The sequence below is a fragment of the Clostridium sp. YIM B02500 genome (genome assembly GCF_022324665.1).
Taxonomy (GTDB): Bacteria; Bacillota; Clostridia; order Clostridiales; family Clostridiaceae; genus Clostridium; species Clostridium beijerinckii.
In genome coordinates, this window is the sequence record NZ_JAKGTE010000019.1 from 1 (window position 1) to 24,067 (window position 24,067).

A 24,067-nucleotide genomic window follows, 5' to 3' on the forward strand; every position below is an offset into this window, starting at 1 on the left:
CTGCTTAGAACCTTCAGCGATATTTTCATAGCTTTTCGGAATCAAAATATTTATGATTTCGGTAAGTTATCACGTAAATACAGTTTTAAATTTGGATATTAAGAAATATTTTAGTCATCAAATAAAACTTCGTATTCATATAATAAATGAAATCAATATAATGTTATAGGGCTTTTATATGAAAGAACAATGTACAGAAAGCAATGATTTTTTTAAGAGAATATATAAAACGGGTAAATTAATTGAATTTGATGAAAATTCTAAAATAGTATTTATAAGTGATGTTCATAGGGGCGACGGCGGGTATGCTGACTCTTTAAGACAAAACAGAAATATTTATAAAGCTGCGCTTGGATTTTATTATGAAAATGGATATACTTTAATAGAATTGGGTGATGGTGATGAATTATGGAAAAATAAAGATTGTTTAGATATCGCCTATAATTATAAAGATGTTTTTTCAATGCTTAATGGCTTTTATGATGATAACAGGTTGTGCTTGGTATACGGAAATCATGATATAGTAAAAGCTAACCCAGAATTTATAAAACGGCAAGAAAGACTTTTTGCAAATGCCGGAAGTGGCTTTGGACGTGAGATGATAAACTTATATTCCAATATAACTTTTTATGAAGGTGTTATACTTAGATATATGCCATCAAAAGAGGATATAATTGCATTCCATGGGCATCAAGTAGATTTTATTAATTGTGAGATGTGGAAAACTAGTAGGTTTCTAGTAAGACATGTATGGAGATTTATGGAGGGAGTTGCAGGGTTTAAACCTCCAACTAGTCCGGCAAGTAATTATGATAAAGGAACAAAAATAGATCATATACTTGGACATTTAGCTCGTAAGGAGAAAAAAGTTATAATCTGCGGGCATACTCACAACGATATATTTCCTGAAGCAGATGAGGGGATTTATTTCAATGATGGCTGCTGTGTGTTTCCATCAGCAGTAACTTGTATTGAATTAACAGGTGGTAAAATATCATTAATTAAGTGGGCTATAGAAGTTGATAGTAAAGATGTTTTATACATTAATAAAACTATAATTGGAGGTCCTGAAAATTTAGAAAAGTACTTTTATTATGCAAAACAGTTTTAGAGTAGAAGAACGTTTAAAAAGGAGATTATGTATGAAGTTTATTGATTTACATTGTGATACTGCAAGTAGAATTTTTTATGAAAAGTTAAATCTTAATCATAAGAAGTGTAAAGTTAATATTGAAAATTTAAAAAGAGGCGAAAATTTAGGTCAGGTTTTTGCATTTTTCATAGAGAAAGAATCAATTGAAGATCCATATGATGAATTTATAAAATTATATAATAGCTTTACTCAAGAAATAAGTAAAAATACAGGAGAGATAGAGATTGTAAGAAATATAACTGAGCTAAAAAATGCTGAAGAATCAGGTAAGATTGGGGCTTTTTTATCTATAGAAGAAGGAGAAGTCATTAAAGGAGATATACAAAAGCTAAGAACTGTATATGATATGGGAATTAGAATCATAACAATTACTTGGAATTACCAAAACTCATTAGGGTATCCTAACGCAGGTTATACTTATAGAAATAAAGGATTAACTAGAAAAGGAGTCGAAGTTATTGAAGAATGTGAAGCCTTAGGCATGATTCCTGATGTATCTCATTTATCAGATGCTGGATTTTATGATTTGATTAGAATTTGCCAAAAACCATTTATAGCTTCACATTCTAATGCACGTGCGATCACAGAGCATCCTAGAAATTTAGATGATAATATGATAAAATTATTAGCTGAAAAGGGTGGAGTAATGGGGATAAACTTTTGTTCTGATTTTTTAGGAAATGAAAGTGTATCTTCAATAGAAGAAATGATTTGTCATATAAAACATATTAGGAACATTGGAGGAATTGATGTACTTGCCCTTGGAAGCGATTTTGATGGAATACACAATGAGGTGGAAATAGAAAACGCTTCAGAATTTAATAAATTATATTTGGCACTTAAACAAAATCATTTTAAGGAATCAGAGATAGAAAAAATATTTTATAAAAATGTCCTAAGGGTTTTTGAAGAAAACTTGAAATAATAAAAATTCATATATATGCTGCAATTGAAAATTACGACTAAATTCTTGAAATGCATGTGTTATAAAAAATTTTAATTTATAAAATATTATCTTAAATTATCAGTCAATACAAACTAAATAATTTTATGAAGAGTGAATATGTTATTTAGAAGTTATATAGTAGAATACAATGAAAATTTAAAAGGTGGTGAATTTGTCAGATATTCAGTTATATAATATCTGACTAAGGTTTGTTATGAATAAATTAAGGGGTAAAGTTGCATTAATTACAGGTGCATCAAGAGGCATAGGAAGAGCTATAGCAGTAGAACTCGCAAAGGAAGGTGCAAGCGTTATAATAAATTACTCTACTGATGACGAAGGCGCAAAGGAAACTTTGGAAGAAATAAAGAGTATAAACGGCTATGGAGTTATAGTAAAAGGAGATATATCAGCTTTCGATAATTGCCAAATGATAGTTGAAGAAGTTTTAAAAGTAATGGGGAAGATTGATATTCTAGTAAACAATGCAGGCATAAGTCATATAGGCTTATTTATGGATTTAACAGAAGAAGAAATAAGCAGGATATTGAATACAAATCTTTTAGGAGCAATTTATTTAACAAAGAATGTCCTAAATAATATGATTTCCAGAAAAAGTGGAACTGTCATAAATATTTCTTCTATGTGGGGAGAAGTTGGAGCCTCTTGTGAAGTGTTGTATTCAGCTACAAAAGGCGGATTGAATTCATTCACAAAAGCACTTGCAAAAGAAGTAGCGCCTTCTAATGTAAGAGTAAATTGTATAGCTCCAGGAGTAATAGATACAAAAATGAACTCATTTTTAGAAGGAGATGAAAAAAAATCCCTAGAGGAAGAAATTCCTCTAGGAAGATTTGGACTTCCAAGTGAGATCGGTAAAATTGCTGTATTTTTATCTAGTGAAGATTCATCGTATATAACAGGGCAAATAATAAGAGCAGATGGTGGATATATTTAATGTATATCCGCTTAATCTTCTTCACCTTCAGGTGATACTATTTTCTCCAAGTAAAAATAAAATTCTACACCATTATTGATGTTCTGTAAATTAAACTCACTGTTATGAAGACGTAGTATATTTTTAACTATTGATAAGCCAATTCCAGTACTGTTCTTTTGAGTTCTTTCTCTAGATTTATCTATTCTATAGAATTTATCAAAAAGTTTGCTTATTTCAGCCTCAGGAATAACTACGCCAATATTTTGAACAGATATTTTAAACTTGTCTAGACCTTCTTCAATATTTACGTTTATGTCATTGCCAGGAGGAGTATATTTAATTGCATTTGTTATAAGATTAGTTAAAACCTGCTCCATTTGAAATGGATCTGCATAAACATAGCTATAAGGTATTGATGAATTAAAGTTTACATTGAACTTATTTTCTTCAAAGTCTAGCTTATGCTTCTTTAATATTTTATTAATTAATCTATTAATATTAAAAGATTCAAAATTTGGTTTTATAATCCCAGATTCAAGTTTTGAAAGTTCTAGCATATTAGTGACTAATACAGTCATCTTTTTTGACTCATCAATTATAGTTTCTAAATATAAATTAGCGTCTTCGCCAGATACAATACCATCTTTAATGCCTTCTGCATATCCTTCTATAATTCCTATTGGGGTTTTTAGTTCATGACTAACGTTAGATATGAAATCTTTTCTCATATCTTCTAATTGTCTTTCTTTTTCAATATCATCTTTTAATTTCTTGTTTTTTTGCTGTAAATCTACTAAAGCAGCTTGTAGATTTTTAGATAAAAAATTTAGCGATTTGGCAAGGCTTCCTATTTCATCATCTCTATCAGCTTCACAAACTTTTGCTGAGAAATCCATATGAGATATTTTGTTTGCTGTATTGGTTAAGTTTACAAGAGGCTTAGATATAAGGTTAGAGTAAATTGAAGAAAGTATTATTGATATAACAATCAATCCAAAAAACAAATATACAAAAAATTCACTCATAACTTCAGAGGCTTCCTTTATTGGCTGAATTGAAGCAACGCAAAAAATAAGACTATCATTTTTGGTGGTTATGGACATAGGGCTAATTACACCAATCTTACTTAAGCCGCTGCTCTCATTGGTAAAAGTTGTATACTTGGTTTGAGAATGAGTAATAACATCATTAATCAAATCGCTATTATTTATTAATTCTTTACCAAAAGAAGTTAAGGTATCAAAACTCTCCTTATCACTATAAATATTGTTAGAAAAATATTTTATATCTCCATTTGTTGATGTAATGATGATTTTAGCATTATTATCATTCTCAAATTTTTGCAAGGCCTTATACAAATCGGCATCATTGTCAATATGAAGTGAATATAAATCATGAAACTTATTAACTTCTTTAACTAATGAAATTGTTTTTTTGTAAGAATAAAAACTTTCAAAGAAAAAAGCTTGTGCAAAGTAAGTTATGAACATTAATGCAAGAACAAGGCCTAATGTTATGCTAAATAGCCTTTTAGATAAACTACGCCTCATTTATTTAACCTCAAATTTATAGCCGCTGCCACGAACTGTAATTATATAATTAGATTTATCTAACAGCTTTTCACGAAGTCTTTTAACGTTAGTGTCAACTGTACGTATATCTCCATAGTAGTCAATCCCCCAAACATTATCCAATATATTATCTCTACTTAAAGCAATTCCTTCATTAGTAACTAAGTACATTAAAAGTTCGTACTCTTTTGGCGATAATATTATTTCTTTGCCATCAATTTTTACTTCATGGGAAAGTTTGTTTATAGTTAAACCGTTAAAATCTTGAAAGCTCGAATCTAAGTCTTCTCTGGTTCTTTTTAGAAGAGCCTTAACTTTAGCAATTAAAACTTTAGGCCTAAAGGGTTTTGTTATATAATCATCAGCTCCGTAATCATAACCTTGAAGTTTATCCTCTTCTTCACCTTTTGCGGTGAGTAAAACTACAGGAACGGTAGAGACTTCTCTCAATTTTTCCAACATAGTTAATCCATCCATAACAGGCATCATAATATCTAAAAGTACCAAATCAATTTTTTGTGTACTAAATACAAATAATCCTTCTTCGCCATTTGAGGCTTCAAAAACATTAAAATCTTCTTTTATTAAATAATCTCTAAGTAAAAATCTAATTCTTAGTTCATCTTCAACAATTAAAATAGACTTTCTCATAACATTTCATCTCCTTATATATGAACGTGTAAATTCATACAATGCTTATAATAACATAATACCTTACAAATAAGGCAATTCTATTACAATTATATATCACATTGTACAATTTTTTGTGTCCTAAGCGCAATATAATATTGCAAAAATAATCCTTTATCAAAACTCTAAAAATATTACAAGAATTTTGGTTGTAATTGTGAATTGCAATATACATATTATATTAAGTTTAGCATATAAAGATCAATATGTATGTTATAATAGTAAATCTACATTTAAGATTGCAATAAAACAAGATCTAAGCAGGACTAAAATCTGCAAGCTCAATTACAAGGTATATATTAAATTCGTTATAGTATAATAATGTAAATACGCTCATATATTATATTGGATAATAATTATCTATAAATAATAAATTTATAATGATTATCATGAATTTGGAAGAAATAAAAAAGATTTTTAAGAATATACGTCACACATCTTGCATGGATAATAATACTAATTTTGAATTGGAACATATATTTGTGTTATTATATAGATGTATAGATTATTTTTGATTATAGAAATTTACTTTTGTTTTGTGATATGATTATGAATGGCATATTTATACTTTAAAACGTGATTAGCATTACTAGTGTTATTTTAAATGAAAAGATCGCAAAGTATCAGGATATTTGATATTTAATTAGGAGAATAGTGAATGATAAAATTAAATTTTGATGTGAAGAGACATACACTTGAAAATGGCTTGGAAGTAATAACTATTAAGAAGGATACTCAAATTGCATCTATTAATATAGGAGTTAAGGTCGGTGCTCTATATGAGAATATGAAAGAAAAAGGTATAAGTCACTTTATTGAACATACTTTGTTTAAAGGAACCATCAATAGAACTGGTGAAGAGTTAAATGATGAATTAGAGGCTTTAGGTGGAGAATATAATGCTTATACAGATTATGATGTTACGGTTTATACGATTAGCTGCTTGATTGAAGAATTTAAAAAAGCAACAGAGCTTTTGGCTGATATGATTGTAAATCCAACATTTGATAAAAATGAAATAGAAAAAGAACGAGGTGTAATTTTATCAGAAATAAGGATGAGCAAAGATGATATAGAGGATTTTAGTTTTAAAAATGTAAATAAACTTGCATTTAATAAAAGTGCTTTGAAATATGAAGTTACTGGACTTGAAGAGAATGTTTCTGGATTTACCAGAAAGAAATTGATGTCTTTTTATAAAAGGTACTATACACCAAAAAATTCTCTTATAACTATGGTATCGCCTTTAGAGCATGATGAAGCTATAAACTTAGTGAAAAACTATTTCAGTCAATGGGAAGGGCAAAAGCCGGAACCTATAAATATTATAATAGAAAAAAATAAAGAAATAACAGGAATAAGTTATAAGAAGGATATAGAGCAAAGCACTATAGTCTATTTATATACCTTCAATGATTTAGAAAAATCAAATGAACTTCCACTAAGAATTTTGAATCATAGACTTGGGGAAAGTTCGAATTCACTTCTTTTTAGAGAAATTAGAGAGAATAGGGGATTAGCTTATGATATTTATACTCATTTAGAAATAACCAATAATATAAAAACTCTCTATATATACACAGCAGTTAGTGAGGAAAACATTGATGAAGCTAAAGCGGCCATTGAGGAAACAATAAAAAGCGTAGTTGATGGAAAGATTCAAATAGGAGATAGAGATTTAAATATAATGAAGAAAGTCCATAAGACAGCTGTAATATCAACATTGGAGGATTCATCTGAGTTATGCAATTACATGCTTCATCAGGCATTAGAGGGCGAGGACATATTTGAATTTGTTAAAGATATGGATCGATTAAATATGGTGGATATATTAAAGATTAATGAAGTTGGAAAAAAAGTTTTAAAAAGCCCAACGATACACATATTAAAGTCTAACTAGTAAATTAAATAATAAAAAAGGTGAAAGTTTTAACTATGGCAAAAATAACGAAAATAGAAATTCAAAAGAGAAACAAAGAAAGAGTTAACTTATTCTTAGATGGTGAGTATGCATTTTCTATTTCAGCAGAATTGGTTTATAAAGAAAGTCTTAAAGTAAATAGTGAAATAAATCCTGAAAAATTGAGGACACTAGCAGAAAGTGAAAACTTTATGAGGTGTAAGGAATCTGCTTTGAGAATAATAGAAAAAACATATAAAACCGAAAAAGAGGTTAGAGATAAGCTAAGGCTTAAAGAGTATGACGAATCATCTATTGACAAAGCTATTGAATTTCTTAAAGAATATAATTTTATAAATGATGGCAATTATACAAAAATTTTTATAAAAGATAAATTACGATCAATGGGAAGTCAGAAAATAAAATATACATTGCTTCGCAAAGGAATTTGCAAAGAAATCATTGATGAGGAATTATTAAATCTAGATAAAGAAAATGAAAAAGATGTTGCATTTGATATAGCACAAAAAAAATATAATTTAATAAAGAATAAAGAGACCGATACTTATAAGATTTCAGGAAAATTATATAGGTATTTAATTTCAAAGGGATATAATACAGAGGTTACTAGTCAGGTAATCAAAAAAGTTATGGCTGTAGACGTGGATGATTTTTAATAGTGTTTTTATATTTCGCCCGTTGAAATTCAAAGCGCATATTTTAGATGTATTTTTAATATGCTTATGTTCTCATTTTTGATATAATTAGAATATACATTATAATAGGGTGAAAATATTATTTGTGGGGGAAAAATTATGAATGAAAATAAAACTATGTTAGTAGTTAATGGAATCATCTCAGGATGTATCCAAGTAAGTATCATAATTGCACTATTAGTCTTTCCTAGTATAATATTTAATTCCACGTCAGTTCACTCATTTACAGAAAATGTTCTTAAACAAGAATATTCACCAAATGAAAATAGCAAGATTGTAAATAGTAAATTATTTAAGAACATACAGTCAACTAAAAATGCATCATCAAAAGAAATTATTCTTTATAATGGAGTTACTATAGAAGACGGTATTAAATCAAATGAAGAAATTGATAATAAAGCGCTAAAATTAACTCAGGGTGCTAAAACTGATAGGGAAAGAGCAAAAATATTATATAGTTGGATTGGAAGTAATATAAAGTACGATAATGAAAAGGCTCAAGAAGTTTTAAGTGGAGGAGACACTGAAAAAATGCCAGAAAGCGGTGCAATACCAGCGTTCAGTAGTAGAACAGGTATTTGTTTTGATAAGGCATGTCTTTATGTAGCGATGTCTAGAGCTGTTAATCTTAAAGTTAGGCTTTTAGGAGGCCAAGCCTATGATGGAGAACAATATGTTGGCCATGCATGGAACCAAGTTTATTTAGAGGATGAAAATAAATGGATCAATGTAGATACAACCTTCTATGATGGAGGAAATTATTTTGATTCCAATTTATTTAATAAGCATAATGTAGAAGAAGTTGCTGGTGAATGGTAAATTAGTTTGCTTTTTTAAATTTTGAAATAATAAGATCTATGGCCTTTTCACAATCTTTGTCATTAGGATCTATTGACCATGCTAAATTAAAAAAACGTAAAGCTGTATTAAAGCTTTCTTTCATGACATAGCAATATCCAAGATTAAAAAAGTATTTACTTTCATGCTTAAGAGAAATTGCTTTGTTAAGCATAATTATTGCATCATCAAATTTTTTGAGTTTAATTAAACAAACTCCACAATTATAGTATGAACAAGCCGTGTTTAAATTTTCTGATGCAGACTTTTTATAAAAATCCATGGCTTTTTCGTAATCCTTCATATTGTAAAATTTGTTTCCTTCGGTAAAATAATTCATTTGTGACCTCCAATAGCGAAATTGTAAATAATAACTTAAATTCTTTATAATTATAGACAATACTTTATATTAGTATACATATGGAATTATTTATTAAGGCATAATCAAAAAAATAATAGACCAGTATGCATGGGGGATTATTTTCTTTCATGTGCCTAAGCTTTAAAATTATATAACCAATATGTACATTGAAAAAACAGAGTAGGTGAAATAAATATGATAAATTATAAAATTGGTTTAGATATAGGATCAACAACAGTAAAATTAGTGGTTCTTAATAATGAGAACATTTTAATATATAGTAAATATAAAAGACATTTTTCAGATATAAGAAGTACAATAATTGACTTGATAAAGGAATGCTATGATGAATTAGGGAATATTAACTGCAAAATTAATATAACAGGATCAGGAGGATTGTCAGTATCAAAATGGCTTAATCTTGGTTTTGTACAGGAAGTAATTGCATGTTCAAAAACAGTTGAAACAATTATTCCGGAGACTGACGTTGTAATAGAATTAGGCGGAGAAGATGCAAAAATTACATATTTTAGAGGTGGAATAGAGCAACGAATGAATGGAAGTTGTGCCGGCGGTACTGGAGCTTTCATTGATCAAATGGCCATATTATTGAATACTGATGCAATGGGGTTAAACGAGTATGCTAAAGAATATAAAGTAATATATCCTATAGCATCAAGATGTGGTGTTTTTGCGAAAACAGATGTTCAGCCATTGATAAATGAAGGCGCTAAAAAAAGCGATATAGCTGCATCAATATTTCAAGCTGTAGTTAACCAAACTATAGGAGGTCTTGCATGTGGTAAGCCTATAAGAGGCAATGTGGCATTTTTAGGAGGTCCTTTATTTTTCCTTTCAGAATTAAGGGAAAGATTTATTGAAACATTGAATTTAAAGGATGACCAAATTATTGCACCAGAAAATTCTCAACTTTTTGTTGCGATGGGAGCGGCTCTATTGTCAACAAAGGAAAAATCAACATCTTTAAAAAATATAGTAGATAAAATTTCTGATATTTCTAATATAAAGGATGATACTGAACCAAGACTTGAACCGTTATTTAAAGATAAAGAAGATTACAACAAGTTTAAAGAGAGACATGATAAAAATGTTGTAAAAAGGGGAGAGTTAAGGGAATATAAAGGACAAGCATTTTTAGGAATAGATGCTGGTTCTACAACTACTAAAGTAGCACTTATAGGTGAGAATTCCGAGCTTCTATATTCTTACTATGGAAGCAATGAAGGAAATCCGTTAAATAAAGTTGTAGAAATCATGAAAGATTTATATGAAAAACTTCCTGAAACAATAGAGATTGTAAACTCTTCTGTTACAGGTTATGGAGAAGCTCTTATTAAAGCAGCACTTCATATAGATATAGGAGAAATTGAAACAATTGCACATTATAAGGCTGCAGACCATTTCTTACCAGGTGTAGATTTTATCTTGGACATAGGCGGACAAGATATGAAGTGCATAAAGATAAAAAATGATGCAATTGATGGAATACTTTTAAATGAAGCTTGTTCATCAGGATGTGGATCTTTTATTGAGAGTTTTGCTAAGTCTCTTGATATGAAGGTAGAGGATTTCGCAAATGAAGCCTTAAAATCTAAAGCTCCAGTGGATTTAGGTTCTAGGTGCACAGTATTTATGAACTCTAGAGTTAAACAGTCTCAAAAAGAAGGAGCTGAAATTTCAGATATATCAGCTGGCCTTTCATATTCGGTTATAAAGAATGCTTTGTTTAAAGTAATAAAGTTAAGAGATGAAAAAGACATAGGTGAAAAAGTTATAGTACAAGGTGGAACATTTTATAATGAAGCTGTACTTAGGAGTTTTGAACTTATATCAGGCCGAGAAGCAGTAAGACCAGATATCTCAGGACTAATGGGAGCATTTGGTTGTGCGCTTATTGCAAAGGAACGATATATTGAAGGAGAAAAGTCAACTTTATTACCTAGAGATGGAATAGACCAATTTGAAATGACAGCATCATTTAGAAGATGCGGAAAGTGTGGGAATAATTGTTTGCTTACTGTAAATAAATTCTCTACAGATGAGGAGTTCATTTCAGGAAATAGGTGCGAAAGAGGGCTTGGAATAGAAAAGTCTAAGGAAAACAAACTACCAAATTTATTCGATTATAAATATAAGAGAACATTTGCCTATAAGCCTTTAAAAGAAGAAGAAGCTAAACGTGGAGTTATAGGAATTCCAAGAGTTCTTAACATGTATGAAAATTATCCATTTTGGTTTACACTTTTAACTAACTTGGGCTTTAGCGTTAAATTATCAGCACCTTCAAGCAAGAAGATATATGAACTTGGAATTGAAACAATTCCATCAGAGTCAGCTTGTTATCCAGCAAAATTGGTGCATGGTCATATAATGAATTTAATAAATAGAGGAATTAAAAATATATTTTATCCTTGTATATCATATGAGAAAAAAGAGTTTATGGATGCTCAAAATCATTACAATTGTCCTATGGTAACTTCTTATCCAGAAGCGATAAAAAATAATATGGATGAATTAAAGGAAAGCAACATTAATTTCATGGAACCATTTTTATCTTTGGATAACGAAAAGGAACTTATAAAAAGAATAGTGGATGAATTCAAGGCATTTGATGTAAGCATGCAAGAAGCTAAAATAGCAGTGGAAGAAGCAAGTAAAGAAAGAGAGAGTTTCAAAAAGGATATTCAAAAAAAAGGTGAGGAAGTTATTTCATACTTAAGAGAGAATAATAAAAAAGGAATAGTATTAAGTGGAAGACCTTACCATGTAGATCCTGAAATAAATCATGGAATACCTGATATAATAAATTCTTTCGATATGGCTGTGTTAACAGAAGATAGTGTGTCTCATTTAGGTATATTAAAAGATAAACTTAGAGTTGTAGATCAGTGGATGTATCACTCAAGATTATACAGAGCGGCTGCTTTTGTTGCTGATGAGCCTTGTGTAGATATGATTCAGCTAAATTCCTTTGGTTGTGGATTAGATGCAGTTACAACAGATCAAGTTTCTGAAATTATATCTTCAAAAGGAAAGATATATACAGTCTTAAAAATAGATGAAGGGAATAATTTAGGAGCTGCTAAGATTAGAATTAGATCATTAAAAGCTGCAATGGGCGAAAGAGAACGAAAAAATTATAAACCAGTTGAGGAACAAATAGTATACAAAAATCCAGTATTCACACCTGAGATGAGAAAAAAACATACAATTTTATGTCCTCAAATGTCACCTGTTCATTTTGATTTGATTGAGACAGCTGTGAATGCATCAGGCTATAACTTAGAGGTTTTACCATCAATGGACATGAAAGCTGTTGATGAAGGATTAAAATATGTTAATAATGATGCTTGTTATCCATCAATTATAGTAATCGGTCAAATAATTGAAGCTTTAAAATCTGGAAAATATGATTTGAATAATACTTCAGTTATAATATCTCAAACTGGCGGTGGCTGTAGAGCAACAAATTATATTGGATTTTTAAAGATGGCTTTAAAGCATGCTGGATTTGAACAAGTACCTGTTATATCGTTAAATGCAGTAGGACTTGAAAAACAACCAGGTTTTAAGATTACTCCAAAATTGCTTCATAAAGCTATAATGGCATTAGTATATGGAGACTTATTCATGAGAGTATTGTATAGGACAAGGCCTTATGAAAAAGTTAAAGGATCTGCTAATGATATTTATAAGAAGTGGAATGAAAAGGTAAAATTGAATTTAGTCAATGGAAGCAAGAGAGAGTTTAATAACAACATAAAAGAAATCATTCAAGAGTTTGATGAATTACCACTACTAAATGTTAAAAAACCTAAGGTTGGTGTTGTTGGAGAAATATTAGTTAAGTTTCATCCAACAGCAAACAATGATATTGTAGGGATTTTAGAAAATGAAGGAGCAGAAGCAGTGGTGCCAGATCTTTTAGATTTCTTTTTCTACTCAGCATTTGACGCAGACTTTAAAGCAAAATATTTGGCAGGAAGTAAGCTTTCAAAAAATTTATGTAATATGGCTATTTCGTATATTGAAACATACAGAAAAACTATGAAAAAACAACTAGAAAAAAGCGTTAGATTTTCTAAGCCAAAGCACATAAAAGAATTAGCAAGTATGGCAGCACCTATACTTTCTCTTGGAAACCAAACTGGAGAAGGTTGGTTTTTAACAGCAGAAATGATAGAACTTATTGAGTCTGGTACAAGTAATATAGTGTGTCTTCAACCTTTTGCATGTTTGCCTAATCATGTTACTGGAAAAGGTATGATAAAAGCACTAAAAGAAAGATATCCAAAATCAAATATAGTGGCAATAGATTATGATCCTGGTGCCTCAAATGTAAACCAGTTAAATAGAATTAAGCTAATGTTGTCAGTTGCCTTTAAAAATTTAGGCGATGAACTTAAATATCATAAAAAACAAAATGAAAGTATTGTGGAGCAGCAATTTCATAATGAGGCAGGTTTAACACTTGAAGACAATATTTAATTAAATTGTGTTAAATTTAATGTTTTAGTTAGCATAATCATGTATTTATAATGCATAATGTACATAATTTATAATTAACGTACATTATGCATTAAAGCTTTTGAAGGAATTTACATGTAATTGTTTTTATTACAATTATTGTTTTATGTTAGTTTTAGTTTATATGATGGTTATTGTACAGTTTTATAGGCTATTAAAGTAATGTGCAATTTATTAGGAGGTAATCGATGGATACGCAAAGTAATCATCAAGAAAAAGAGGAAATTAAAAATAAAAAATTTAAACCGTTAGTATTCTTTTTGGGGATAATATACATAATTCTCTTTCTGTGTATAAGTACACCTCTAGTGTTATTTTTTGGACCGTATGAAAATACAAGAAAAGTATTTGTTTCAACATTACTTGGAACAAGACATGCATATCTATTAACTGATTTTATGTCTCAGGAAGAAATAAATAAAATCTTAGGAGTTAACAAAAATACAGAAGAAACGAAAGATGACAGTACCCAAAATACAGAAACAGATTTAAATAAAGTAAAAGTTAAATATACTAGTGGAAATGAAATAACTAGATATGATATACATACGGACAGGTATAATGGATATATACTTGAAATAAAAAATCCATTAGGAGTTAAAGTTGCAATGACAAAATATTTAGGAAAAATGGGACAGAAAACCAGCGAAATGGCAGAAGAGAATAATGCTATTGCAGCTATTAATGGTGGATCTTTTGTAGATAAATCTTCTGATGGAACGCTTTATGCAGGAACTGGGGCAGAGCCAGGAGGATTTGTTATATCAGGTGGAAAAGTTGTATATCCTAAGAGCAATATCAATAGGACTAATGTTGAAAATGTTATAGCCTTTACTAAAGGTGGTCAGCTTATTGTGGGAGATCATACTCTTGATGAGCTTCAAAAGCTAGGAGTACAAGAAGCAATGTGTTTTAGAAGGCCTAATATTATTATAAATGGTAAGCCTCAAGTTAAAGATAAGACATCTGATGGGCTTAATCCTAGAACTGCAGTAGGGCAAAAAGAAGATGGTACAGTTATATTTTTGGTTATTGATGGGCGAAAAATCACAGCGCCTGGAGCAAGTTTGTATGATGTTCAAGAAATAATGTTAGATAGAGGTGCTATTAATGCGGGTGCTCTTGATGGTGGTTATTCTTCTACAATGTACTATAAGGGAGAAGTGATAAATTCTCCAAATGCTTGGGATGGTGAAAGATCTGTTGCCACAGCTTTTTACGTTGAGTAAAATAAATTTTATGAAAAATTATCATAATAAATATTACATATAACACAAAAGTAGAAGTGATTTTGAAGTATCTTTTTAGGAGAGGATAGTTAATGAAAAACCTGATAAGAATAGTAGTGTGGACACTTATAGCAATAGTAATTCAACAAGGTATATTTTTATATGTAGAAAATATATATTTATCTTCAGATGTAAAAATTCAAGCTGAAAAAGTTGAAGAAAAGGAAACTCCAAAAGATAATAAGCAAAATGAAATTAATATTAAAGATGGGGTGTCTAAAGCATCAGTATCCTCAGATGGCAGATTTGTTGCTTATATAGAAAATAGTAAACTTAAGGTATTAGATAGCAATGATAATAGTGAAAAAGAATTCCAATGTGATAATGGCGGAGATGTAGTGTTCTATAAATGGTTAACAAATGAAAACAATATAATAGTTATACAAAAAGTGCAAAAAAAAGGAGGCGCTTATTTTGAGCCAGTCTCTTTTGATGCAAAGAAAGGAGAAACACGACAACTTGCAGATTTTAATTTAAATGAGTTGAAAATAGATACAAGGAATACAAGCGATAAAGTAGGCAATGTAGTATTTTCTACTGCAACACATAGTCTTTACATAAAAATTGATAAAGCGAATGGAAAAAGTGATTTATATTATGCTAATGTAATGAATCAATTAGAGAAAGTCAGATCAAATAAAGAAATTGGAAATATAGTGGTTCCTACTACAAGTACAAATGCGGTAATGGAAATGGGGAATGGAGCAACCATATTAAATAGTCCCAATAACATAGAAATACCAAATGCAAAAGTTATAAAAATACTAGGCAGTGATATTAATGACAATGTATATTTTGGTGAAGAAGTCAGCGGCAATATTACTAAAATATATTATTCAGCATTAAACGAAGGAAAAATAAAATGGAATATGCTGATTTTGCCAAAGCCAGTAAGTAAAGAAGATATAATTGTAGATTATTCAGGAAAGGTGTATATTAATGATAAATCTGCCAAAAGTGTTTTAGAGCTTATTAGTAAGAAGACAATTAATTATGAAGGAGATCTTCTACAATCTTATTCTAAAGGGATTATTTCTATAAATGGAAATAAGTTAACAAAGTACGAGATTGGAGAAAACAGAATTTCCATTAAGCAATAATATTCTTAATAAAAACTACTGTACTAAATAATCGTGATTTTGATAATGCAAAAATATAAGAAATTTTTGTATTTAAGGATCTATCATAATAAGATATAATAATTCATATAAGTTTTAAAAGAATAAAATATAAAAAAAGTCATATAATTAAATTTATGTAAATATAAAATCAATGGTAAAAGGGGTGGAACTCATGGATAAAAGTAAAAAAAATAAGTTAATTGGTACAGGAGTTATTGTTGGATCCATGGCAGCATTAAGTGGTGCCATAGCAATGGGTAAGAGATTTAGAAATAGAAAAATAAAAAAGATCATTGATATTAAGACATATTCAACAGGTGTAATAAGGAGTTTTGGTACTTTATATTTAAATGATGAAAAGCAGAAGGTACCAGGAGATTTCTTGCAGTTTAAAGACATTACTTCATTTGCAGGCCAAAAAATAGAAATTAAAGATACTGATAAAGATGATGATTATAAATTGTCTTGGATAGAGATAAATGATGCTGGAAAGAAATTATTGATTTGTGATAGAAATATTTTGAAAAATATTTCATGGAATGAACTAAATGATCAAAATTTAGTTTTTGGTAAAGTAGTGATAGTGGAAGGGGAAAAATACATCTTAAGGCTTTTAACTGGATATAGTGAAAAGAAAAATTATAAGAATAATGAATGGGATAAGTATATAGTAAATCCTAATAAAATTGATGGACTTCCACCAAGTGAAGATTATGATGTAGATAATAATATAAAGAAATTTGATGATGAGAAGATTAATGGAAATAATAATGCTTTATGGCATTGGTATAATTTCTCATCTTTCACTCAAAGCGAAGGCTTAAGAAGTGAAAAATTCTGTATAATAAGAGGATATTATTCAACAACATATTCTAAGCAGTCAGTTAAGGACTTAAAGTATGAAACTGTAGGGTATAGACCGGTTTTAGAATTGATTGAATAAAATATAAGCGTATGGGCACTTATTTATAGTAGCTTATGCGCTTTTATATTAGGCTATGTTTTAAATCAGTGTTGAAAATGGATATTTATTAGAAAAATAGGTTATAATATAGATAGAATAGTGTTTAGGAGGTAGAATAATGCCAAATGTGAAGTCTATATTAAATGATATTGAAAAGTTACCATTACATCAGAAAGAACAAATACTGTCAACTTTAGAAGAAATTCTTGTCTTAGGTTCACAAGCAAGTCAAGTAGAACAAGAAGTTAAAGAATTTAGATTTTCTAAGGGGAAAGTATGCCCACTTTGTGCCTCTGAAACTATATCGAGGAATGGAAAGTATAATGGTAAACAAAGATATATCTGCAAATCTTGTAAGAAAACTTTTACTGACTTCACTAATTCTGCAACCTATAAAAGTAAGAAAACATTAGATAAGTGGCTTAAATACGCTAAGTGCATGGTTAATGGTTACTCTATTAGAAAAAGTGCTAAAATTGTAGAAATTAACATAGAAACGAGTTTTTTCTGGAGACATAAAATTCTTGATTGCATAAGCACATTTTTAGGTAAAGGATACGTTGATGGTGTCGTTGAAGCAGATGAAGTATTCTTTGCAGAAAGTTTTAAAGGTACAAAACCTTGTAACATGCCAAGGCACTCTCGTAAAAGAGGCAAACAAGTTAAGAAAAGAGGTATCTCTAAGGAACAAGTCTGCATTGCTACTGCTATTGATAGGCAAGGTAATTTAATTATGGAATTAGCCTGTAAAGGTAGAATTACATCTAATGAATTAGAAACATTATATGATGGACATATGGCAAATGGCTCTATACTTTGTACTGATAGTCATAAAAGTTATATTCAATTTGCAAATGATTTATCATTAGAACATAAACGTATAAAAAGAGGAAAACATAAAGAAGGATTATATCATATTCAACATATCAATGCTCTCCATAGCAATTTAAAGAAATGGATGAATAGGTTTAATGGTGTTGCAACAAAATATATCAGTAATTATATTAAGTGGTTCAAATGGCTTCAAATATTTGATACAGATAAAGATATAATAAAGGCTAAGAACTTTATGGTTCAAAGCAATGTAACACATTCATATATCAAAGTAAAAGATTTGAAAAATAGAGAGCCAATGTATGTATAATCTGTGTGATATTTTGTAAATTATGTTATAATAAGTGTTATGAAAAACTATAATAATGAGCAATAGTAAATTTTAACGAATTAGATATTGAACTATATGATAAAGATGATTAATATAAAATTGTTTTTAATGGGGTGAATCAGTGAAAAAAATATTTATATTCATAGGTGGTTTTTTATTAATAACTATAATTTTAATTTCTATATTTTTTTATATACAAATAAATAAACCATATACTGAAGGCATTGATAGGAATTGGTCTATTAAACTACCAAACTCATATAAAGAAATTTATTCAAAAGAGAGTGAAGCAAGTTTTCATGGTGATGGTGAGAGATACCATGTTTTTGAATATACTAACGAAGAAGATATTAATCAATCTGTAGATTGGGAAAATAATAAAGATAAATCTGTTGAAACAGAAATAAATAAAGTCCTTTCTACGCTAAATGTCCCAAAGGAAAATATGCCAAATTTTCAAAGCAACTATAAATACTATACATCTAAAGATAAAGATTCATCAAAAATATATTTAATATTTTTTACTGATACAAAAAAACTTTATGTAATTGAAGATATATTCTAAAATTTACACAATTTAATTCTCCATTTTCTTATATTAAGTATTATAGGTGGACAATCCCACCTATATTTTTATTGGCTATATTTCAACACTATATTAAAACATAGCCTTATATTAAAAATAGATAATAATAGGAGGAAAAATGAAATTAACAAATTTAAGTAACAGAAAGAAAGGAATAATATTTATAACTGCATCTGCATTTGGATTTGCAATGATGTCAGCATTTGTTAAGATTTCTGGTGATTTGCCATCATTTCAAAAAACTTTTTTTAGAAATATAGTATCACTCATAGTGGCATTTGCACTAATATCAAAACATAGAGGAAACTTTTTTGGTCAAAGAAATAATCAGAAGACATTATTGCTTAGATCAATATTTGGAACATTAGGGATTTTATTTAATTTTTACTCCATAGATAAATTGGTTCTATCAGATGCTAATATGTTAAATAAATTAAGCCCTTTCTTCGTAATTATTTTTTCGGGGATATTTTTAAAAGAAAAAGTGAATATAAAACAAATTATAGCAATAATTGTAGCATTTATAGGAACTTTATTCATAATAAAGCCATCTTTAAACTTAGAAATAATGCCTGCAATAGCTGGAATTTTAGGTGGCGTCACAGCAGCAGCAGCTTATACATGTGTTAGAGCTTTAAGTGGAAAAGAACATCCGGAAACTATTGTGTTCTATTTTTCTTTTATTTCTAGTGTAATTACTTTTCCATTAATGATAATATACTATGAAAATATGAATATAATGCAACTTATCTATTTGCTTTTAGCTGGTATTTTTGCAAGTCTTGGACAATTTGGAATAACTTTAGCGTATAAGTATGCACCAGCAAAAGAAATATCAATATTCGATTATACAAATATAATTTTTTCGGCAATAATAAGTTTATGTTTATTTGGAATACTTCCTGATTACTTAAGTCTTGTGGGATATATTATCATCTTCAGTGCATCCTTATATATGTTTGTATACAATAAAGATTGATTATAAATAATATAAAAAATATTAGTTAAGGAAAAAAATATAAAATTTATTAATAAAACTTGACAAAAGTGGTTATATATAATATTATCTAATTGAGAATGATTTTCAAGATTATTTAAATAAATAGGGAGTGGTATAAGTAATGAAAATAGTATATTGGTCAGGAACAGGAAACACAGAAAAAATGGCAGAATTAATTGCAAAAGGAATCATAGAAAGTGGGAAAGATGTTAATACTATAAATGTCTCAGATGTAAATATAGACGAATTACTAAATGAGGATATACTTATTCTAGGTTGTTCAGCAATGGGGGATGAAGTATTAGAAGAGTCAGAGTTTGAACCATTTATAGAGGAAATTTCAACTAAGGTATCAGGTAAGAAAGTTGCGCTTTTCGGTTCTTATGGTTGGGGCGATGGAAAATGGATGAGAGATTTTGAAGAAAGAATGAATGGATATGGTTGTGTTATAGTAGAAACACCATTAATAGTTCAAAATGAGCCAGATGAAGCTGAACAAGATTGCATAGACTTTGGTAAGAAGATTGCTAATATATAATTAAATTTGGTGGTGATATGATATGAAATATCTAGATTTTTACAAAAGATTAGATTTGATGGATGAGAAGGAATATATAGAAAATTTCTTGGTATATAATTCATCATTAGTAATCGCAGGAGTTAAACCAGCTGTAACTATAAATTTGAAAAAAAGTAATGAAAAGATGTATATTGGCTGGAATGACTTCGGAAAAAAATTTATAAAGAATATAAATCTAAAATTCATAGAGTTAAGAGAAAATAATGATTGCATGATAATAATGATTTATGATGAAAATATATTAGAAAAAGAGTTAAATAAAAAATCACATATAGATTTTTTAGCAAACATAGGGTATCCTTCCCAAATAAAAATAGATAGATATATTGATACATTAAAATTTAGATATAATAAATATCACTGCCCTCATGAGCTTGGATTATTCCTAGGAATACCATTTGAAGATGTTAAAGATTTTATGGAATGTACTACTAAAAAATGTTTACTATGTGGATACTGGAAGGTATATAACGATAGTAAGAAAGCAAAGATGATTTTTAACGCATATGACACAGTTAAAGAATATACAATAAATAATATGCTTGAGGGAAGTTTATCGCGTGACCTCGCTTTAAGTATAAAAAACTCCTTTTATAAAAATGCTTTATACATTTGATTATAAAAATTGTATTTAGCAAATAGATAATTTAGATTATTAAAATTGATTAATATAATTAAAAAAGTTTTATCAAAATTTTGAATACAAAATAAAATATTCTTGGTAACGCACACTACCATGAATGTGAGTAATTAACCACCAAAAGTTTAATATTTAGTGACCACACACCACTAAGTATTATGATTAAAAGATATTTGTTAATGTCCACACACCATTATGAATATCTTCATAAATAGTACAAACGAACAATTTCTATTTAATATAAAAAAGTAGATACATTTCATAAAATTCAAATATGGCCCACAAGGTTTGCAAAAACTTTGTGGGTCTAAAATTTTAATAAATTTTTACAATAATAGATAATTAAAGTATAATTTATTTAAGGATATTTTTCTGTAAAATAGTAAAAAATATAAAAAACATCATTAATGGCTAACTAAATTAATTATTATTTTAACAATATCTGGGCGAAATCAAAGATTTAGTAGATAAATTATTTATGGTATAGGGAATTTTGAAGAATAAGGATGTGAGAAAATGAATATTATGTTCAACAAACTTTTTGAAATAGATAAAGTAAGTGATTCAATTGAAAAAATCAATTTTAGGGAAGCAGTAAGAGGAATAATAATAAAGGATAAAAAGATTCTAATGGTACATTCCAAGAATAAGGATTATAAGTTTCCAGGAGGAGGAATGAAAAAGGATGAGGGGCATATAGATGCTCTGAAAAGAGAAGTAGAAGAAGAAACTGGATATGTTTGCAGTAAAATTGGTGATCAACTTGGAATTATAACAGAAAGAAGCAAAGATAAATATGTTAATAATAGAGTTTTTAAGATGATCTCTTACTATTACTTAGCAGAAGTATCAAATGTAAGGAAAGCTCAAAAATTGGATCCATATGAGGCTAAATTAAAATTTAGGCCAGAGTGGATACAAATAGAAGATGCTATTAATAATAATGAAAAAATAATATCATCAGGAGTAGAAACAATTCCAAACTGGATTTTTAGAGAAACTTATGTGCTAAAAGTGATAAGAGATTATATAAATAGATTTAATAAAATAACATAATAATTAATACGTATATATTGCTGTAATAAATTTATATCTAAAGTTTTAGTAAGTGAAATACTAATATGCAATTTAAATGTAGAAATTTAATTAAAGAATATATATTAAAAAGGCTCGAAAGAAATGTAAGAAATTTTATGAATTAATTCATATTGCACAGAATATTAATAAAAACAAGTGTTAGTCAAAAGAAGAATAATCTAAATACCTTATTTTAGTGATAAAGTATGTAGAGTAAGGTGGTGATTTTTAGTAATAAGTGATAAGATTATAAATAGTTATAAAAATTTTATATCAAAGAAAGAATGATATATGTTTATGAAATATTAACGATATGTCATTCTATTTGTGTGTTTTTATAAAAAATATATTATAAATTATTGATTTTGGGATAGCGTGTATTAGAATACATTATGGAAGATGGAATTTATTATTGAATATATGAGCATTAAATTGTTGGAGTAGCGAGGAGTGATATAAAGACGAATATGAAGATATATAATATGAATTGAAAATGGACAGGGGTAATAGCTATAAATATATAGCTTTAATTTTTGTTTAACGTTAACAGAAAAAACTAGTAACTTGGGTGTTTTACTAGAAGGAAGAAGGATATTGTGTGTTAATAAGAAAAGATGTTTTAAAGTTAGCAATACCTATAATGATAGAGCAAACATTTGTTATGTTATTAGGTACATGTAATACAATGATGGCAGGACATATTGGTGAACAAGCTGTATCAGCAATAGGAATGGTTGATTCTATAAACAATATGTTCATATCATTTTTTGCAGCTTTATCAGTTGGTGCAACGGTAGTAGTTGCGCAGCAGATAGGAAGAAATAAACCTAAGAAAGCAAATGAAACAGCTAAACAAGCTATTGTATCAGGTATTTTAGTATCATTAATTATAACACTGCTTTTGTGGATTTTCAGGATTAAATTAATTAATGTACTTTATGGTTCAGCAGAAGAATTAGTTAAAATCGATGCAAAACTATATTTGGAGTTTACTTTGCTTACGTATCCATTTATAGCAATAGAACAAATTGCTAATGGTATACTCAGAGGATGTGGAGATACAAAAACTCCTATGCAAATAACAATATTTATGAATCTTATAAATATTGCTTTAGGATATACATTGATATTTGGAATTAATACACTGAATATACCATCATTTGGAATAGCTGGTGCAGCAGTAGCAATTGCAATTGCTAGACTTATTGGTACTTTAATTATAATGTTAGTTTTATTTAGAGGAAGTAAAATTATAAAATTAAAAAATATATTTCCATTTAAATTTGATATGGAAATACAGAAAAATATATTTAATATAGGAATTCCAGCGGGCATGGAACAAGTGATATTTAATGCAGGAAAATTAATAGTTCAGATGTTTATAGTTACAATGGGAACAGCATCTATTGCTGCCAATGCAATTTCATCATCAATTGCTATAATGATAAATGTTCCAGGAAATTCACTTTGTTTAGCAGCAACAACTTTTGTGGGACAGTATGTAGGGAGAAATGATATTAAAGGTGCAAAGAGTACATTAATATACTTGACTAAGTTTGGTACTATTTGCTTAGTATCTTTGGGATTGATTTTTATACCTATATCAAAATGGTTAGCATCTCTTTATACAAATGTTCCAGAGGTAATAAATATATCAGCAACATTAACTAGAAGCAACAGTATAGCATTAATTGCTTGGGGGATATCTTTCATACTTTCATCAGGCCTTAAAGGAGCTGGTGATACCAGATATACTATGCTAACTGCATTTATAGGTATGTGGATATTTAGAATATTTGCAGGTTATATTTTAGGTATTGTTCTAGGAATTGGTGTTTTAGGAATTTGGATTGCTATGTATATTGATTGGATTGTACGTGGACTTATGTACTGCTTTAGGCTTAGAGGAAATAACTGGCTTAAGCATAGAATTTCTGACTAAAATAGTTAAAAGAAGTTATCTAAGAATAGGAAAATAATAAT

At 28.7% G+C, this 24,067-nt stretch carries 20 protein-coding genes; 17 read left to right on the plus strand and 3 right to left on the minus strand.

All coding sequences use genetic code 11. The annotated features are described in order from the left end of the window. The first annotated feature begins 178 nt into the window (after positions 1-178). The 3 genes from L1S46_RS15785 to L1S46_RS15795 all read left to right on the plus strand — a co-directional run bounded on the left by L1S46_RS15785 (position 179) and on the right by L1S46_RS15795 (position 3,057). Entirely contained in the window at positions 179-1,111 is a 933-nt protein-coding gene (locus L1S46_RS15785) for a metallophosphoesterase (protein ID WP_012058610.1), read from the plus strand. A 31-nt stretch (positions 1,112-1,142) separates the two neighbouring features. Then, on the plus strand, positions 1,143-2,078 hold the full coding sequence (locus tag L1S46_RS15790) for a dipeptidase (protein ID WP_077855263.1): 936 nt from the start codon (positions 1,143-1,145) through the stop codon (positions 2,076-2,078). A gap of 235 nt (positions 2,079-2,313) precedes the next feature. After that, positions 2,314-3,057, plus strand: coding sequence for an SDR family oxidoreductase (locus L1S46_RS15795; protein ID WP_012058612.1), 744 nt, complete (start codon positions 2,314-2,316; stop codon positions 3,055-3,057). A gap of 11 nt (positions 3,058-3,068) precedes the next feature. On the opposite strand, the gene L1S46_RS15800 is transcribed toward L1S46_RS15795, so the two are convergent. Beyond that, complete coding sequence (locus L1S46_RS15800; protein WP_238861441.1) at positions 3,069-4,589, minus strand: HAMP domain-containing sensor histidine kinase; 1,521 nt, start codon at positions 4,587-4,589, stop codon at positions 3,069-3,071. Beyond that, positions 4,590-5,261 (minus strand): response regulator transcription factor, encoded by a 672-nt coding sequence (locus tag L1S46_RS15805; RefSeq protein WP_238900406.1) that lies wholly within the window; start codon positions 5,259-5,261, stop codon positions 4,590-4,592. 697 nt (positions 5,262-5,958) lie between these two features. On the opposite strand from L1S46_RS15805, the gene L1S46_RS15810 reads away from it, so the two are divergent. From L1S46_RS15810 to L1S46_RS15820, 3 genes are all read left to right on the plus strand, one after another. Beyond that, on the plus strand, positions 5,959-7,200 hold the full coding sequence (locus L1S46_RS15810) for a pitrilysin family protein (protein WP_012058615.1): 1,242 nt from the start codon (positions 5,959-5,961) through the stop codon (positions 7,198-7,200). A 35-nt stretch (positions 7,201-7,235) separates the two neighbouring features. Beyond that, positions 7,236-7,877, plus strand: coding sequence for a recombination regulator RecX (gene recX, locus L1S46_RS15815; protein WP_077855264.1), 642 nt, complete (start codon positions 7,236-7,238; stop codon positions 7,875-7,877). A 138-nt stretch (positions 7,878-8,015) separates the two neighbouring features. Continuing rightward, positions 8,016-8,735 (plus strand): transglutaminase-like domain-containing protein, encoded by a 720-nt coding sequence (locus tag L1S46_RS15820; RefSeq protein ID WP_171781030.1) that lies wholly within the window; start codon positions 8,016-8,018, stop codon positions 8,733-8,735. Between the two features lies 1 nt (position 8,736). Here the strand turns inward: L1S46_RS15820 and L1S46_RS15825 are convergent, their stop codons facing one another. Beyond that, complete coding sequence (locus tag L1S46_RS15825; RefSeq protein WP_012058618.1) at positions 8,737-9,093, minus strand: CDC27 family protein; 357 nt, start codon at positions 9,091-9,093, stop codon at positions 8,737-8,739. 216 nt (positions 9,094-9,309) lie between these two features. On the opposite strand from L1S46_RS15825, the gene L1S46_RS15830 reads away from it, so the two are divergent. The 11 genes from L1S46_RS15830 to L1S46_RS15880 all read left to right on the plus strand — a co-directional run bounded on the left by L1S46_RS15830 (position 9,310) and on the right by L1S46_RS15880 (position 24,026). Further along, on the plus strand, positions 9,310-13,623 hold the full coding sequence (locus L1S46_RS15830) for a 2-hydroxyacyl-CoA dehydratase (protein ID WP_238900407.1): 4,314 nt from the start codon (positions 9,310-9,312) through the stop codon (positions 13,621-13,623). A gap of 227 nt (positions 13,624-13,850) precedes the next feature. After that, the gene (locus L1S46_RS15835; protein WP_238861444.1) at positions 13,851-14,891 is read left to right on the plus strand and encodes a phosphodiester glycosidase family protein; all 1,041 of its coding nucleotides are present in this window, start codon (positions 13,851-13,853) and stop codon (positions 14,889-14,891) included. A gap of 92 nt (positions 14,892-14,983) precedes the next feature. Further along, positions 14,984-16,051, plus strand: coding sequence for a hypothetical protein (locus L1S46_RS15840; protein WP_238900408.1), 1,068 nt, complete (start codon positions 14,984-14,986; stop codon positions 16,049-16,051). A 193-nt stretch (positions 16,052-16,244) separates the two neighbouring features. Then, on the plus strand, positions 16,245-17,015 hold the full coding sequence (locus tag L1S46_RS15845) for a hypothetical protein (RefSeq protein ID WP_077306714.1): 771 nt from the start codon (positions 16,245-16,247) through the stop codon (positions 17,013-17,015). Positions 17,016-17,154: 139 nt separating this feature from the next. Then, the gene (locus L1S46_RS15850; RefSeq protein WP_238900409.1) at positions 17,155-18,180 is read left to right on the plus strand and encodes an IS1595 family transposase; all 1,026 of its coding nucleotides are present in this window, start codon (positions 17,155-17,157) and stop codon (positions 18,178-18,180) included. 142 nt (positions 18,181-18,322) lie between these two features. Continuing rightward, complete coding sequence (locus tag L1S46_RS15855; protein ID WP_238900410.1) at positions 18,323-18,766, plus strand: hypothetical protein; 444 nt, start codon at positions 18,323-18,325, stop codon at positions 18,764-18,766. Between the two features lie 139 nt (positions 18,767-18,905). Then, complete coding sequence (locus L1S46_RS15860) at positions 18,906-19,766, plus strand: DMT family transporter (RefSeq protein ID WP_238861449.1); 861 nt, start codon at positions 18,906-18,908, stop codon at positions 19,764-19,766. Positions 19,767-19,908: 142 nt separating this feature from the next. Further along, positions 19,909-20,325 (plus strand): flavodoxin, encoded by a 417-nt coding sequence (locus L1S46_RS15865; protein WP_238861450.1) that lies wholly within the window; start codon positions 19,909-19,911, stop codon positions 20,323-20,325. A gap of 22 nt (positions 20,326-20,347) precedes the next feature. Continuing rightward, positions 20,348-20,983 (plus strand): DUF3793 family protein, encoded by a 636-nt coding sequence (locus L1S46_RS15870; protein WP_039769757.1) that lies wholly within the window; start codon positions 20,348-20,350, stop codon positions 20,981-20,983. A 540-nt stretch (positions 20,984-21,523) separates the two neighbouring features. After that, positions 21,524-22,063, plus strand: coding sequence for an NUDIX hydrolase (locus tag L1S46_RS15875; protein WP_012058626.1), 540 nt, complete (start codon positions 21,524-21,526; stop codon positions 22,061-22,063). 619 nt (positions 22,064-22,682) lie between these two features. Further along, complete coding sequence (locus L1S46_RS15880) at positions 22,683-24,026, plus strand: MATE family efflux transporter (protein WP_238861451.1); 1,344 nt, start codon at positions 22,683-22,685, stop codon at positions 24,024-24,026. The last annotated feature ends 41 nt before the right edge of the window (positions 24,027-24,067 follow it).